Source organism: Pectobacterium actinidiae (assembly GCF_000803315.1).
Classification (GTDB): Bacteria; Pseudomonadota; Gammaproteobacteria; order Enterobacterales; family Enterobacteriaceae; genus Pectobacterium; species Pectobacterium actinidiae.
The window spans coordinates 2022196-2038332 of the sequence record NZ_JRMH01000001.1 but is presented as its reverse complement, the minus strand read 5'-3'; the positions used below and the strand labels follow the sequence as shown (position 1 = coordinate 2038332).

Sequence of the window (16137 nt, the reverse complement as noted above, 5' to 3'; positions counted from 1 at the left end):
TCATCGACACACGCCAAAACCGCGCATGCCAAAATGAAAGTGATTAGCGTGTGCGGCATTGTATTCCGGCCCCAGCGAGTTACCGAAAAAACGGCAGCTTTCCCTGAACGTAGTACGCAAGTAGCTGCCACGATCGTCGGTTTCTGACCACTGATTCAGGACGCTAATCTGCCGTCCATCAGAGAGACGAAAAGCGGCAATATCCCACGCGTCCGCCGTCGCATGCTCGCTCAAACGTCCTTCCGGTCGATGATAGACATTTCGACAGGCGTAGCTGCCCATATGGTCGATACGCGCTAGCGACGTGCCAAGCGACTGCGCCTGCGGCACCGCAACCTGCACCACAAACATGGTGCTACTCAGCGCCAGCGGGCAACTGGCAAGAAAACTGGAACTGAGCGCGACCGCACCAAAGCCTTGTATCCGTACGGGTGACGCGACCGGACATTGTCCATTGATGTCATTGGCCTCGGAGAATCGTAGGCGCCCGCTCACCTGCGCCTGCTTTAATACTGCCAGACAGGCCTCAGGATCGTTGGCGACAGACTTCATTTTTAGCCGGGTAATAAACGTAGGTGGGTCATCGACAGACAGCGGAGAAAGGGGATCGTAGCCGGGCGGGAGTTGACGTTGGATCCAGGGTGCCAGAGCGACTAACGCCCCCAATATCACCACAACGATTACCCATCCCCGCATCAGTACCCCCTCCCGATTATTGTCTTCTCCTGAATAATATTATGCTATTAACGCGAATTCGGCTGGATTCATCCCCAAAGCGATTCCTGCTTCCACAATTTTCTGCCACTCCTGATCGGACAAGTTAATACCATCAACACTACGTTGTGCCTGCGAAATACGTTCCGGTTCACCGGCGATTAAAATAGGCTGTGTCGGATCGGGTGCCGTTGAAGTGCGAACGTAGTCCAGCATCGCGTCATATTCTTTCTGCAACCACGCCATAGAAACCATACTGGCGGGATCGATAACAATCGTCGTCATGTTATTCACTATCGCCCCCTGACGCGCATTCTCCGGTTGAATCGTTCCGCCGCCAGACAACAGCCCGGCCAGCATTTCCGCCGCTAAAATCAACCCGCCACCTTTATGTTTCGCGATGGGTTTCAACGCTCCGTGTTTTTCACCTTCCCACATGACTTTCGGGTCGTTAGTGGAAACACCGTGGCAATCCAGCATGACTTCTTCATCAAACGTTTTGCCTGCCAGATACGCGACCCGCGTTTTCCCCAGTGCAACCACGCTGGTGGCGAAATCCAGAACAAAAGCCGCATTATGATCCGTCGGTGGAAACGCAATGCAGATAGGGTTCGTTCCGAAACGGGCTTCACTGCCACACCAAGGAGCCACGATGGGGTCGAGATCGTTAACGTTGACGAAGTGTATCGACACCAGTCCGGCGTCTGCCGCCATTTCCCCATAAGTGCCGATACGTCCCAAATGGCAGGTAGACGACAGCGTCATTAAACACACGCCCGTCGTTTTTACCCGATCGATAGCCGCCTGCATCGCTTCTTTACCCGTACGCTGACCAAAACCGCGATCGCCGGTAAATTGCAGCACCGCCCCACTATCACGCACTAAACGCGCAGGAGTATTCGGCTGCATGATGCCTTTCTCGATGAACTCAACATAGTGTGGCAACATCCCCACGCCATGGCTGTCATGCCCTTTCAGGTTAGCAGCCACAAGGTGTTCGGTGACAGTCCGAGCTTCGTTTTCTTCACATCCCGCTTTTTGCAATACGCTTTGCATCGTGGCCATCAAACGGCTGGCTGAAATCTGCATACCTCTTCCCTTCATCTACTGATTTATTCATCACAGGTTTCATCCTACTGCGGAACCGGAATGAATAAAATATAAACAAATCAAGCAATATACCAATCAGTGTGATTGCTCTAATCATCTGGTGACGAATATCTTCCAACAGTACCATCCACGATATTGTAAGACGTGTGCACAGACGGCTGACATAGACAGAGTCGCCCATCTATCGGGCGTAAATATATGGATTTTATTTAAATGAAAAAGACATCGCGTTTTCTTCTGGCGCTTGCCGGATTATTGATTTCCGTTACTGCTTATTCCGCAACGCCTTCTCCCACTCATTCAGAGGAAACCCGAATACCGGCCATCAAACTGATCAATACACCAGACAATCACTCGGCCTTCGTAACAGGCAGCGTACCTGCTCTGGAAAAAATCACCGCACAAAAATTTTGGCTCAGTAATTCCACTGAAGCCTGGGAAATGAACGTTCACCCTGCACCGCGCAAACAATATGTCATCACGCTGAAAGGCACATTGAAATTTCGGGTCAGCGATGGTTCCACTTTTCTGCTTTCTCCCGGGACAGTCTTGATTGCCGCCGATACGCAGGGAGAAGGACATAGCTGGGAGATGGTTGAAGGAACTGAATGGGTCAGGATTTATATTCCAATTGTGGATGATAGCGATTATTTCACTCCCGATTCAGCAGTCACTGTAGCGTCTAAAACGCACTAATCTTTCGCTGTACATTGGCGACAGAAACCTGTCGCCAACCAATTAATCCTTATTCGCATCAAACGGATCTTCGACATCGTCTTTGCTGTCATCACGTTTGCGCGGAATCTCACCCTGATCTTTCGGCGCATCTTTTGCCGGATGATCGTTTTCATCCTTGTGTCCCGTACCCGTATTTTTCTCAGTCATCGCGTCCTCCTATCACATCGTGTTCTATAAATTTAGTCGATAACTGCATAAACGAGATATGAACCTGTCGATTAGATTGTGATAAAAGCCATTTTATAATGAAGGTAGAGGAATTATGTCCGTTCGCTATACAACAAATTAATGAAGCTGAATGCTTACGGATGATGAGGAATAAAACAATATAGGCTGCTGAGTGCTGAACATAAAATGCAGTAAGCGGCTATGAGATATAAAAACAAAAACCCCCAGCGTTATGCTAGGGGTTCTGAGTGCTTTTCTTGACTGCTCCGGATTAAACCATCATCGCTATCGCAAGAGAAACATTAATTCACTTGGCTTATTGCGCGCGACTTTTACAGTGCGACAACGTTGCCAGCTGCTGGGCCTTTCTGACCATTTTCAATAGTGAACTCAACCTTTTGGCCTTCGTCCAACGTTTTGAAATCATTGCTCTGAATAGCAGAGAAATGTACGAATACATCTTTGCTACCGTTGTCAGGAGTAATGAAACCAAAACCTTTACCAGCGTCAAACCATTTTACTAAACCAGTCATTTTATTAGACATAGAAATTACCTTAATTTTATAGCGCCTTCCGGCAAATAGGGCCTGTGCACAGAATTTAATTAGCAACAATAAGGGAGGCTCAAAAGAAGGGATATCTATGGATAACACTTTGAAATGAGAACTGCTTTACTAAACTGCTTTTTAGGTCTGCGAATCAAACCGACCACTCATTAACGCATGTATAAATATCTTTAGCAAGCGTTTATTTTTAAAAACCTTTAAAACGCCCACAGAGGCGAAACTCGCCTCTCCCCGACATCTTAATTGGCAAGGATAGCCAACCAATGCATCAGAAAAACAGCCGTCATATGAAGTCCCACCGGCACTATTTTATGAGAACATACAACGTACGGGGTAAGTCAGAGACAGGAAAGGTTAGCTACTTTATTTCAGTGCTTTTCGAAGCAAAAAAAAGACTGAATACGATTCCTGTATTCAGTCTAGGGAAATGGCTCTTGGGAGAGCCGTGCGCTAAAAGTTGGCATTTATACAAGCTGTACTAGCCCTGTAGATTTAAGCTTAGCCAACTCCCTCGCGTTTTCCAGCCTTAACCCATTCGCAATCATCACAAATGGAACAGATTTCACACTTTATCTTAACCATAAAGAAGTAATTATTTAACATCAATAAGTAAATCAATCACTTCATGGTTTAGCGTCTGACTGACAAAGCTGCTCTGCACGTTCAATAAATGGTTGAAGGCTTTTTTTCTGTCCGGGATGCTTAGGATCGTCCAGCCAGATCGCGTCTATCGGTTGCGCACTCACCTGCCCAGACTTCATTTGCGCAATAGCAACATCATTTAGCGGATATTGCATCAGCGTCCCGGTATGTAAGGCATACAGCGCATTGCCAGGGCGGCAAATCAGTTGAACTTCTTCACGCGTGAAAGCCCAGCGTTCGCCGTATTCAAACCGGCTGATATTTGCCAGTTTAGCGGCAGCAAAAGCATTCACAGAAAGTGAAGTAAGCGCGATAGATAGCAAAAATTTCTTCATCATGTATTCCCGACATGGCGTATTCAAACAATGATGTGTGGGTTTTGCAGCCTTATCCGAACCAGAGAAAGACAGCATCAAACCTTATAAAACATAACGTTGTATATCACGACTGATGCGATCATAGCGACTGAGGAAGGTGAAGTCGAGTGCGGATTTCAGGAATAATATCGGTAGTTTGATACTGCCAGAAAGGTCGTTCGGGAGGAGAAAATGGCGGGATAAGGAGAATATTATCCCGCGTCATTCAAGCAATCATTGGCCGACAGAAGCATCGCTTGTCGTTAGGCTGACGGTGCCGCCGCAGACATTTTTTTCAGGTCCTGATCGATGAAGAACAGACCGCCTTCGCTGGCTTTGACTAACGCAAGTTTGTCCAGAATAGAACGGAACAGTTTCTCTTCTTCGTGCTGCTCAGCAACGTACCATTGCAGGAAGTTAAAGGTAGAGTAATCCTGCTGCGCCATTGCCTCATGTGCCAGCTCATTAATTTTTGCTGTAATCAGCTGTTCGTGTTCATAGGTCAACTTGAAGACATCAGCCAGTGAATCGAAATCAATCGGCGGTGCAGCAATCGCGCCTAATATAGGCAGGCTTCCTGTGTCGTCCAGGTAGTCAAACAGGCGCTGCATGTGTTGCATTTCTTCCTGAGAATGCGTCTTCAGAAAACTGGATGCGCCTTCAAAACCTTTGTCACCGCACCATGCACTCATTTGCAGATACAAATTCGCGGAATAAAACTCCAGATTAAGTTGTTCATTCAGTTTCTGAATCATTTCTTTTTTTAACATGTTAACTCCCTATTTTCCCGGCAGGTGAAATTATTCAGGGCATTATGCCTGAAAAAACAAAATAAAAAACACTTTATTAACATTGATAATCAGCAAATAAAAAACACAATTAAATCAATTCATTATGCCTTATGTTATTGATATTTATTATCACTTAACCCTTAGGGTAAATATATTATTGCGAATCATTTTTATTATCAGAAATAACAACCACAAGCTATATCATTTATGACGTACTGGTATTAAAAATGATTCCCATTTCGCAATGAGAATAATAAACATCCACATGATAAGGTGAACGCTTGCCATTTCCCTGTCACTACTTTACCGTGACACGCATCAGTCTGTGGCCAATAGGCAGGAGAAAATGGTATGGGATATAATTTGGCAGAATTGTCCAAAGAAGATATGGATAAAATTAACGTAGACTTGACGGCGTCAGGCGTTGCCTTCAAAGAACGTTACAATATGCCGGTCATACCAGAGGTGGTTGAGAGGGAACAACCTGAACATTTGCGTGACTATTTTCGCGAACGCGTGATGTTTTACCGCCAGCGGTCGCTGCAGTTCTCTCGTTTACCCTACGAACCCAAGACTAAATAGCCTCCCCTCATTCCAGTCTATGCCGCTTGTACCGTGGAAAACATCCCTTTCCACGGGTTACATTCTTACACAGCAAAAACAATTTTCTGCTTGCATCTCGGCCCGCACAGGAGGTTAATGGAGTGGCAACCTACCCTTTTATCACGCGAGGCAAGATATGAGTAAAGGTCTGGATAGCAAAAAAAACAGTAAGAAGAAGCCCCTGAAAACGGCCGCTGAAAAACGAGCCGATAAACGGGCGAAGAAACCACAGGCGGATATTACCTGAGTTATGATGTAACCTAAGTATGTCCCATGTCGATCGGGTAAACCCGAAAGTGGGTTTACCCTTATAACATCGTTTTTTGCCCTTATTCGCGCGCTTCCTCAGCCATTTCAAGCACCATCAGTATAAAAGCATATTCCAACGCAATATCATCATACCGTTTGAAGCGGCCGGATTTTCCACCGTGCCCAGCATCCATATCGGTGTATAGCAGCACCAAACGATCGTCCGTTTTCACTTCCCTTAATTTCGCCACCCACTTCGCCGGTTCCCAATATTGGACCTGAGAGTCGTGTAACCCAGTAGTCACCAGCAAATGCGGATAGCGTTGGGCGGTAACGCCGTCATAGGGGCTATATTGCTTGATGTAGTCATAATAGATTTGTTCATTCGGATCGCCCCACTCGTCATACTCTCCGGTCGTCAACGGGATAGATTCATCCAACATTGTCGTCAGCACGTCAACAAATGGAACCTGAGCAACAACGCCCTTAAATAGATCGGGAGCCATGTTCACTACCGCGCCCATCAATAGTCCGCCCGCACTGCCCCCCATGGCGAACATGTTGTCCCTGTCGCCATAACCTTTTTCTATCAATGCCTGAGACACATCGATGAAATCGGTGAAGGAGTGCATTTTATTGAGCAGGCGGCCATCGTCATACCACTGTTGACCCAGCTCACCACCACCACGAATGTGCGTTAGGGCGAAGACAAACCCTCTGTCCAGGAGGCTCAGCCGGCTAACGCTAAAATCCGGATCCATACTATGGCTATACGCCCCATAGCCGTAAACCAGTATCGGGTTCTTACCTGGGCTAAAATGATCGCGATGATAAACAAGAGAAACGGGAACCTCGACACCATCTCGAACTGTGATCCACAAGCGTTCGCTCCGGTAATTATCCGGGGAGAAATCTTTCACTTCAGCTTGTTTAAGTAACTGCTGCTCGCCCGTATCCAGATTCAATTCATACTGCGTGCTGGGGGTCGTCATTGATGAATAGCCATACCGCATCAATGTCGTTTCTGGCGTAGGGTTGTACGACAGCCACGTCACATAGCTCGCATCATTAAAGGCGATCGCTTTTTCTTCCCGCGTCTGCCAGTGAATCTGGCGCAAGCTGGTCAAACCGCGCTCCCGTTCTTCAACCACCAGCCAATCACGGAATAGCTCAAAACCTTCCAGCACGCGACTTTCGCTCGGTGCAATCAGCGTTTCCAGCGTTTGCTCATCAGGTCTGCCCGAACGGTAGAGGCCAAAGTTCTTTCCTTCTCGGTTGGAGCGCAGATAAAACGTGTCCTGATAGTGATCGAGGCCATATTCATGATCTTTCCGGCGTGGGATGCATACCTGCGGCACGGCATCCGGCCGCGTCGCATCGAGCAATAATACTTCTGTCGTCGTGGTGCTACTGAGATAAATGGTGATGTAGTGCTCTGATGTGGTTTTACTCAGGCTAACGTAATAGGTGTCGTCTTTCTCTTCATAGACCAACTCATCCAGCGCCGGATCGCTCCCCAGACGGTGGCGATAGACTTGATACGGCAATAGCGTTTGTTCATGCTTGCGCACGTAATACAAAACCGTCGAATCCGCCGACCATTCCGCACCCGCTGTGACATTTTCGATCACATCCGGTAGCCACTCACCGCTGTTCAGATCGCGAAAACGAAGCGTGTACTGCCGACGTGATAAAAAATCCTCTGAGAGCGCTAGCAGCGAATTGTCAGGGCTAACCTCAAGCGTGCCGAGACTATAAAACTCATGCCCCTCAGCACGTTGATTCCCATCCAGCAGCGTTTCCCACGCGTCTGTTGCTTGCTCAGGCTGACGCAGATAGATGGCGTACTCTTTCCCCTGCTCATAGCGACTTTGGTAGCGATAGCCTTTTCTGACATACGGCACAGACATGTCCGTCGACGGGATCCGTTTGACCATTTCGTCAAACAACGACCGTTTTCGTGCTTCATGGGGTGCCATGACGGCTTCGCTGTAGGCGTTTTCCTGCTTCAGATAGTCCAACACCTGCGGATTGGTACGTTGGTCATCACGCAGCCAGTAATAATTGTCGATACGCGTATCGCCATGTGTACTTAGCGCATGGGGTCTTTTTTCAGCTTGAGGTGTCTTCATGGCGTCGGATCTCGTTGTCTTGACATAAAATTTTCGCTTTGCAAGAAGAGTGGCACGATTGCCCAGCAATGCCAAGCCACGTCATTATTTCTTGGTGCGCTTTTGCGCACCGCATTCCAATGCATGCCCTCTTTAATGCGCACGCAAACGTTTTCGTTTATACTGCGGCCATTTTTCACAACCCGATCAGGTATAAGGTTATGTTAACGATTGGAACCGCCCTGCGTGCGGATGCCACACGAGTGATGCTGCTTGGCTCCGGTGAATTAGGTAAAGAAGTGGCGATTGAGTGTCAGCGCTTGGGAATAGAAGTGATTGCTGTCGATCGCTATGCCGATGCCCCGGCCATGCAGGTTGCGCATCGCAGCCACGTCATCAATATGTTGGATGGCGATGCATTAAAAGCGTTGGTGGAAGCCGAACGCCCTGATTACATCGTGCCGGAAATTGAAGCCATCGCAACCGACATGCTGGTGACATTGGAAAAGCAGGGTCACCATGTTGTTCCTTGTGCCGAAGCGACGCGCCTGACGATGAACCGTGAAGGTATCCGTCGTCTGGCGGCTGAAACACTCGGCGTTCCCACTTCCACTTACCGTTTTGCCGACAGCGAAGAGAGCTTTCGTCAGGCTGTCGACGCGATTGGCTATCCCTGTATTGTTAAACCGGTCATGAGTTCCTCTGGCAAAGGGCAAAGCCTGATTCGCTCTGCTGAGCAGTTAGATCAGGCGTGGAACTACGCCCAACAGGGTGGACGTGCAGGCGGCGGCCGCGTCATCGTGGAAGGATTGGTTAATTTTGATTTTGAGATCACACTGCTCACCATCCACGCGGTTGATGGCATTCATTTCTGTGCGCCTATCGGGCATCGTCAGGAAGACGGCGACTATCGTGAATCCTGGCAGCCACAGCAGATGAGTGCACTGGCGCAGGAGCGCGCACAGAAGATAGCCAGCGATGTCGTGAAAGCACTCGGCGGCTATGGTCTGTTCGGCGTTGAGCTGTTCGTCTGCGGCGATGAGATTATTTTCAGTGAAGTCTCCCCTCGCCCGCACGATACCGGCATGGTGACAATGATCTCTCAGGATCTGTCCGAGTTTGCCTTGCACGTCCGTGCGTTTCTGGGGCTACCGATTGGCGCAGTTCGCCAATATGGCCCATCAGCTTCCGCCGTGATTTTACCGGAACTGGACAGCAACAACGTGCGTTATCAGGGGCTGGAAAACGCACTGATCCCTCATACGCAAATTCGCCTATTTGGTAAGCCGGATATCGGCGGCAAACGTCGTATGGGTGTCGCGTTAGCCAGTGCGGAAACCACGGACGATGCCGTTGAAATCGCCAAGCGCGTCGCGGCAGGTGTAAAAGTTAGCGGCTGATACGTTCCATTGCTGACGGAGTGAAATCAGACGTCACTGACGACAGATAAAATGCCTGCCATAAAAAAACGCAGAAGCGTTTTTCAACGTTGCAAAGCAACGGCCCACAGGGTGACGGGCAAGGATGTCCGTCATAAAAAAGGCCACTCGCAGTGAGTGGCCTTCGTCATTCAGTAACCAGCAAACTTACGCTTTCGCGCCTGCAACCGCTTCACGCGCCAGTTCCGTAATACGCGCGTAATCGCCGCTTTCCAGTGCATCGTTCGGCACCAGCCAGGAACCACCTACGCACAGCACGCTTTTCAGCGCCAGATAGTCGCGGTAGTTATTCGGCGTAATGCCACCGGTTGGGCAGAAACGAATTTGAGCAAACGGACCTGCGATCGCCTGGAGCGCTTTCACGCCGCCGTTAGCTTCCGCCGGGAAGAACTTGAACTCACGCAGGCCGTAATCCATACCCAGCATCAGTTCAGACACGGTGCTGATACCCGGGATCAACGGGATGTTGCCTTCCGTCGCCGCTTTCAGTAGAGGCTCGGTCAGGCCAGGGCTGATGGCAAACTGCGCACCGGCTTCAACGACCGCAGCCAGTTGCTCAGGATTTGTTACCGTGCCCGCACCCACGATGGCTTCCGGTACTTCTTTCGCAATCGCACGAATCGCGTCAATGGCGCAGTCGGTACGCAATGTCAGTTCCAGAACGCGAACGCCGCCCGCGACTAACGCTTTTGCCATCGGCACCGCGTGTTCCAGTTTGTTGACCACAATCACAGGAACAACGGGACCCGTTGTCAAAATCTGTTCCGCGCTCGTTTTCCAGTTTTTCATCAAAAGTTATCTCCAGTCATGCCCGAAGGCATCATTAATTATATAGCGCGCCCCTGCCACAGGGATCTGCGTCACCGCAGATGTCCGACCGCACCGTGAGCCATACATTAAAAACTGTGTGATGCCGAACGTTCTCAGCATCTTAATTACTGACGCATTATTAAAGAATTACTCAAACTCATTCCAGGAACGGCCATCGCGGGTAATCATCGCCACAGATGCCACCGGTCCCCAACTTCCAGCCTGATAAGGCTTCGGTGCATCGTTGTCCATCGCCCACGCATCCATGATGGAATCCACCCATTTCCAGGCTTCTTCAACTTCATCACGACGGACAAACAGCGCCTGAATTCCGCGCATGGTTTCCAACAGCAGACGCTCGTAAGCATCCGCTAAATGCTGCTGATTAAAGGTTTCTGAGAAGCTCAGATCCAGTTTCACCGTTTGCAGACGGTGCTTGTGCTCTAATCCCGGAATTTTATTCAGAATCTGAATTTCCACACCTTCATCCGGCTGCAAGCGAATGATCAGCTTGTTCTGCGGCAACTGCTGGTAAGAGTCATGGAACAGGTTCAATGCAGGGTTCTTAAAGTACACGACGACTTCTGAACATTTGGTCGGCAGACGTTTACCTGTACGCAGGTAGAACGGCACGCCAGACCAGCGCCAGTCATCAATATCCACACGAATAGAGACGAAGGTTTCCGTGCTGCTGCTTTTATTCGCCCCCTCTTCTTCCAGATAGCCCGGCACTTTATGTCCCTGAACAAAACCAGAAGTATATTGGCCGCGTACCGTCGTTTCATGCACGTTGGAACGGTCGATACGACGCAGTGAACGCAGCACTTTCACTTTTTCATCACGGATTCGGTCAGTCGTCAAATCAGACGGCGGCGACATCGCAATCATCGTCAGAATCTGTAACAGGTGGTTCTGGATCATATCGCGCATCTGGCCGGCTTTATCAAAATAGCCCCAGCGCCCTTCAATCCCAACTTCCTCGGCTACCGTGATCTGCACATGATCGATCGTCCGGTGATCCCAGTTTGAGGAGAACAGCGAGTTGGCAAAACGCAGCGCCAACAGGTTCAGAACGGTCTCTTTACCCAGATAGTGGTCGATGCGGTAAACCTGACATTCGTTAAAGAATTCCGCGACCTGATCGTTAATGACGCGAGAAGACGCCAGATCGGTACCCAGCGGTTTTTCCATGACCACGCGAGCGGGCTCTTTATTCAGCCCTGCGGTTCCCAACCCCTTGCAGATTGCACCGAATGTACTGGGCGGCATCGCAAAATAGTTGATGGTGGTACGGTTTTTCTGGTCAAGCATCTTGCCCAGTTTGTTGAAGGCTTTGGTGTCTTCCACATCAAGATTGCAAAAATCCAGCCGACTGCTTAGCGTTTCCCACAACTTATCGTCGATGGCTTCTTTCATAAAGGTGTCAAGCGCTTCACGCACGACTCGGGTATACTCCGCTTTATCCCAATCCGCACGGCCCACCCCGATAATTTTGGTGTCCGCATGGATGTGACCTGCTTTTTCCAACTGGTAAAGGGAGGGCAGCAATTTACGGCGTGCCAGATCGCCCTTAGCACCGAAAATAACCAGATCGCACGCTTGGGCTGTTGAAGTTACCGCCATGTTCATCTCCTCGTTGCAGGATGCTGTAATTTTATTACAGCGATAATGTACTCTTTTTGACTACAGCCAGTAAACCCATCATAAAAATGCTAAATACTGGCCGGTATTGACTGAAAACGATGCATAAATCGGTCTGTGCAGTGGCTGAAGCCACTTATGCATTCGCCCTAAAACGAAATTTTTCGTCGTTTCTGACAGCCGATTACTTTTCTGAAAGTTAGACACATGTCATGTTCTGGCAAAAAAGGGACCCAACTTAGCCTGTTGCCCTCTGCCAACCACTACAGGGTCGTAGTATATTTTCACGACGTGCATTTTTTCACGTAATGCATGCCAGTGCACCTTTAGTTGAAATTGGAAAAAACTTACATGGCTCTTGTCGTATGAATATGCTGGAAAAAATCCAGAGTCACTTAGAACTCTTGAGCAAATCAGAAAGAAAAGTGGCTGAAGTGATCCTGAGCACTCCGCAGACGGCCATTCACTCCAGCATCGCGACCTTAGCCAAAATGGCCGATGTCAGCGAGCCAACGGTTAATCGTTTCTGCCGCCGCCTTGAAACTAAAGGTTTTCCCGATTTTAAACTACATCTGGCACAAAGTCTGGCAAACGGTACTCCGTATGTGAACCGTAACGTTGAAGAAGATGACAGCGTTGATGCCTATACCAGTAAAATTTTTGAATCCGCGATGGCTGGCTTAGAGCAGGTGAAATCAAGTCTGGATGTCACCGCCGTCAACCGCGCCGTGGATTTGCTGACACAGGCGAAGAAAATCTCGTTCTTTGGTCTGGGCGCTTCCGCTGCTGTCGCACACGATGCGATGAACAAATTTTTCCGCTTCAATATCCCCGTGGTTTATTTCGATGACATCGTTATGCAGCGCATGAGCTGTATGAACTCCAGCGACGGCGACGTCGTGGTATTGATTTCCCACACAGGCAGAACCAAAAGTCTGGTCGAAATGGCGCAACTGGCACGCGAGAACGATGCGACCGTTATCGCTATTACTTCGGACGGCACGCCGTTGGCGCGTGAGGCGTCACTGGCTTTGCGGCTTGATGTGCCTGAAGACACCGATGTCTATATGCCGATGGTGTCCCGCATCGCTCAGTTGACGTTGATCGATGTTCTGGCGACGGGCTTCACACTGCGTCGCGGGGAAAAATTTCGTGATAACCTGAAACGGGTCAAAGAAGCACTACGTGAGTCACGCTTTGATAAAGACGAGCGATTGATTAACCCCTTCAGATAATAGATAAGTTTTACGTTATGCTTTGTTTTTAGTCATATCTAATACCCTAAATAATTCGAGTTTCAGGAAGGCGGCAAGGGAAGGAATCCCGGTGAGCTTACTCAAGTAAGTGATTCGGGTGACTGAACGTAGCCAACGCACATGCAACTTGAAGTATGACGGGTAATGAAAAATGAGCGGTATCATCAACCTGTTTCATCTTGATAGGGTCACAGATTACAGGCATGGAAAGATGGCGGGGATTACCTGTACAGTATGATAATCAGACTCAACACGATGTTCGGATAACGCAGGTGAAATAGTTTTGTTGTAAAGTGACATTTTGCACCGTTATTCGACGCTTAATCGCAACACTACAGCTTCACAAGTGAATGGAGTTATACATGTCCAGACGGCTCAGAAGAACCAAAATTGTCACCACCCTGGGGCCCGCTACCGACCGTGATAATAATCTCGAAAAGATTATCAGTGCGGGCGCGAACGTAGTACGCATGAATTTTTCTCACGGCACAGCAGAAGACCATCTATTACGTGCCAACAAAGTTCGTGAAATTGCGGCTAAATTAGGCCGCCACGTTGCCATTCTTGGCGATCTACAGGGGCCAAAAATTCGTGTATCTACCTTCAAGGAAGGTAAAATTTTCCTGAATATCGGCGATAAATTCTTGCTGGATGCCAGCTTAGCAAAAGGCGAAGGCGATAAAGAAAAAGTCGGGATCGATTACAAGGGCTTGCCGAGCGATGTGGTACCTGGCGATATCCTGTTACTGGATGATGGCCGAGTGCAGTTGAAAGTCCTTCAGGTTGAAGGACTGAAAGTTTATACCGAAGTCACCGTTGGCGGTCCGCTGTCTAACAACAAAGGCATCAACAAACTCGGCGGCGGTCTGTCTGCCGAAGCGCTGACGGAAAAAGATAAAGCCGACATTATTACTGCCGCAAAAATTGGCGTCGACTATCTGGCCGTTTCTTTCCCTCGTACCGGTGAAGACCTTAACTACGCACGCCGCCTCGCGCGTGATGCGGGCTGTCACGCCAAGATCGTATCAAAAGTTGAACGTGCTGAAGCCGTCTGCTCAGATGCTGCCATGGATGACATTATTCTGGCTTCCGACGTGGTGATGGTGGCGAGGGGCGATCTGGGCGTTGAAATCGGCGATCCGGAGCTGGTGGGTATTCAGAAGAAATTGATTCGTCGCGCCCGTCAGTTGAACCGTGCGGTCATTACCGCTACGCAAATGATGGAATCGATGATCACCAACCCGATGCCTACGCGCGCCGAGGTGATGGACGTCGCCAACGCCGTGTTGGATGGCACCGATGCCGTGATGCTGTCAGCAGAAACCGCTGCGGGCCAGTATCCGGCTGAAACCGTCGCGGCGATGGCGAAAGTGTGTTTAGGCGCGGAGAAAATCCCAAGCATCAACGTCTCCAAACACCGCCTTGACGTGCAGTTTGATAATACGGAAGAATCCATCGCGATGTCTTCCATGTATGCCGCTAACCACCTGAAAGGGGTTACGGCGCTGATCGCCATGACGGAATCTGGCCGTACCGCCCTGATGATGTCCCGTATCAGTTCCGGTCTGCCGATTTTCGCCATGTCTCGTCATGAACATACGCTGAACCTGACCGCGCTGTACCGTGGCGTCACCCCCGTACATTTCGACAGCTACACGGACGGCGTTGCCGCTGCCAATGATGCAGTGATCCGACTGCGCGACAAAGGATTCCTGATGTCTGGGGATCTGGTCATCGTCACACAGGGCGATATCATGGGCACGGTGGGCACCACCAACACGATCCGCATCCTGCGCGTGGAATAATCAGTGCTATAACCGCTCTGCTGCTGAAGTGGTGGACGGTCATACAAGCAAAAAGCCGGACGATTTCTCGCCCGGCTTTTTTATCGCTCTTTCTGTCAGTCTACTACCTGCCATTCATCTCGCGCTTAGTAACACAGTATCAACTAGTTGCGATATAAATCATCCCGACAGTACGGTTCAATCTCACCCGGTTTGCGGGTTTTCAACAGCTTCAGAATCCAGGTGTACTGCTCAGGATTCGGTTTGACCAGAATTTCTACTTCTTCATTCATACGCCGTGCAATGTATGCATCATCCGCATCCGCCAGATCGTCCATCGGTGGGCGAATAAACACATCCAGGCAGCCGTCTTTAGCGTTATACACCGGGAATAGCGGCACGATATCAGCACGGCACACTTTCATCAGCCGTCCGACAGCTGGCAGCGTTGCTTTATAGGTCGCAAAGAAGTCAACGAACTCGCTGTGTTCAGCGCCGTGATCCTGATCGGGCAGGTAATACCCCCAGCACCCAGAGCGCACGGAGCTGATAAACGGTTTAATACCGTCGTTACGCGCATGGATGCGGCCACCAAAACGACGACGTAACCGATTCCACCAGTAGTCCACCAACGCATTCTTCTGATTGTGGAACATCGCCGCCATACGCTGACCGCGCGAGGTCAGCAACATCGCGGGGATATCAACCCCCCAACCATGCGGAACCAGAAAGATCACGTTCTTTTCTTGTGCTTTAATACGATCCAGAATGTCTTCGCCATGCCAGCGAACATATTTCTCAATTTTCTTCGGATTACGAATGCCCACTTCCACCATCATGATCATCGACTGAGGAGCCGTCGCAAACATGTCATCGATGATAGCTTCGCGCTCTGCTTCCGTTAATTCCGGCATGCAATACAGCAGATTAATACGGGCTCGGCGTCGTGCGCCTTTTGATATTCTCCCAACAAAACGCCCTAGCCCACCCAGAACCGGATTTCTTAATCGCGCGGGAACATAGGCAGCGAGCGCCATCACACCAACGCCTAACCAAACGCCCCAATAGCGCGGATGAAAAAAGGCGCGTTGAAACTGGGGAACAAATTCAGCGTTCGATTTTTTTTCTTTTTCCATGCCTAAACTCTTCAGATCAATCA

Annotated in this window: 15 protein-coding genes; 5 read left to right on the top strand and 10 right to left on the bottom strand. The window is 49.5% G+C overall.

Annotated elements, in window-relative coordinates:
• Both KKH3_RS08570 and KKH3_RS08565 read right to left on the bottom strand, forming a co-directional pair.
• Positions 1-696 carry an extensin-like domain-containing protein gene (locus KKH3_RS08570; RefSeq protein WP_039358133.1) on the bottom strand — a complete coding sequence of 232 codons (696 nt, stop codon included), beginning with the start codon at positions 694-696 and terminating at the stop codon, positions 1-3.
• A gap of 39 nt (positions 697-735) precedes the next feature.
• Positions 736-1803: a malate/lactate/ureidoglycolate dehydrogenase gene (locus tag KKH3_RS08565; protein ID WP_039358130.1), complete on the bottom strand. Its 1068-nt coding sequence runs from the start codon at positions 1801-1803 to the stop codon at positions 736-738.
• A gap of 234 nt (positions 1804-2037) precedes the next feature.
• Between KKH3_RS08565 and KKH3_RS08560 the strand changes: the two genes are divergently transcribed.
• The gene (locus KKH3_RS08560) at positions 2038-2520 is read left to right on the top strand and encodes a cupin domain-containing protein (RefSeq protein WP_039358128.1); all 483 of its coding nucleotides are present in this window, start codon (positions 2038-2040) and stop codon (positions 2518-2520) included.
• A gap of 42 nt (positions 2521-2562) precedes the next feature.
• Here the strand turns inward: KKH3_RS08560 and KKH3_RS22250 are convergent, their stop codons facing one another.
• From KKH3_RS22250 to ftnA, 4 genes are all read right to left on the bottom strand, one after another.
• The gene (locus KKH3_RS22250; protein WP_167371717.1) at positions 2563-2709 is read right to left on the bottom strand and encodes a hypothetical protein; all 147 of its coding nucleotides are present in this window, start codon (positions 2707-2709) and stop codon (positions 2563-2565) included.
• A 353-nt stretch (positions 2710-3062) separates the two neighbouring features.
• Positions 3063-3275 carry a cold shock protein CspG gene (gene cspG / locus KKH3_RS08555; RefSeq protein WP_010275831.1) on the bottom strand — a complete coding sequence of 71 codons (213 nt, stop codon included), beginning with the start codon at positions 3273-3275 and terminating at the stop codon, positions 3063-3065.
• Positions 3276-3919: 644 nt separating this feature from the next.
• Complete coding sequence (locus KKH3_RS08545; protein ID WP_080756526.1) at positions 3920-4276, bottom strand: YebY family protein; 357 nt, start codon at positions 4274-4276, stop codon at positions 3920-3922.
• 281 nt (positions 4277-4557) lie between these two features.
• Entirely contained in the window at positions 4558-5064 is a 507-nt protein-coding gene (gene ftnA, locus KKH3_RS08540; RefSeq protein ID WP_039358120.1) for a non-heme ferritin, read from the bottom strand.
• Between the two features lie 372 nt (positions 5065-5436).
• Between ftnA and KKH3_RS08535 the strand changes: the two genes are divergently transcribed.
• Positions 5437-5667, top strand: a complete 231-nt coding sequence (locus KKH3_RS08535; RefSeq protein ID WP_039358118.1) for a DNA polymerase III subunit theta — start codon at positions 5437-5439, stop codon at positions 5665-5667.
• 350 nt (positions 5668-6017) lie between these two features.
• Here KKH3_RS08535 and KKH3_RS08530 read toward each other — a convergent pair whose 3' ends face one another.
• Positions 6018-8069, bottom strand: coding sequence for a S9 family peptidase (locus KKH3_RS08530; protein ID WP_039358116.1), 2052 nt, complete (start codon positions 8067-8069; stop codon positions 6018-6020).
• Between the two features lie 200 nt (positions 8070-8269).
• On the opposite strand from KKH3_RS08530, the gene purT reads away from it, so the two are divergent.
• Positions 8270-9448: a formate-dependent phosphoribosylglycinamide formyltransferase gene (purT, locus tag KKH3_RS08525; RefSeq protein WP_039362290.1), complete on the top strand. Its 1179-nt coding sequence runs from the start codon at positions 8270-8272 to the stop codon at positions 9446-9448.
• A 186-nt stretch (positions 9449-9634) separates the two neighbouring features.
• On the opposite strand, the gene KKH3_RS08520 is transcribed toward purT, so the two are convergent.
• Both KKH3_RS08520 and zwf read right to left on the bottom strand, forming a co-directional pair.
• Entirely contained in the window at positions 9635-10276 is a 642-nt protein-coding gene (locus tag KKH3_RS08520) for a bifunctional 4-hydroxy-2-oxoglutarate aldolase/2-dehydro-3-deoxy-phosphogluconate aldolase (RefSeq protein WP_039344379.1), read from the bottom strand.
• A 168-nt stretch (positions 10277-10444) separates the two neighbouring features.
• Positions 10445-11920 (bottom strand): glucose-6-phosphate dehydrogenase, encoded by a 1476-nt coding sequence (zwf, locus tag KKH3_RS08515; RefSeq protein ID WP_039358113.1) that lies wholly within the window; start codon positions 11918-11920, stop codon positions 10445-10447.
• 383 nt (positions 11921-12303) lie between these two features.
• On the opposite strand from zwf, the gene KKH3_RS08510 reads away from it, so the two are divergent.
• Entirely contained in the window at positions 12304-13173 is an 870-nt protein-coding gene (locus KKH3_RS08510; protein WP_010275858.1) for a MurR/RpiR family transcriptional regulator, read from the top strand.
• A gap of 383 nt (positions 13174-13556) precedes the next feature.
• Positions 13557-14999: a pyruvate kinase gene (gene pyk, locus KKH3_RS08505; RefSeq protein ID WP_039358110.1), complete on the top strand. Its 1443-nt coding sequence runs from the start codon at positions 13557-13559 to the stop codon at positions 14997-14999.
• Between the two features lie 143 nt (positions 15000-15142).
• Here the strand turns inward: pyk and lpxM are convergent, their stop codons facing one another.
• A complete protein-coding gene (gene lpxM / locus KKH3_RS08500) occupies positions 15143-16114 on the bottom strand; it encodes a lauroyl-Kdo(2)-lipid IV(A) myristoyltransferase (protein ID WP_039358109.1) in 972 nt (323 codons plus the stop codon).
• Between the last annotated feature and the right edge of the window lie 23 nt (positions 16115-16137).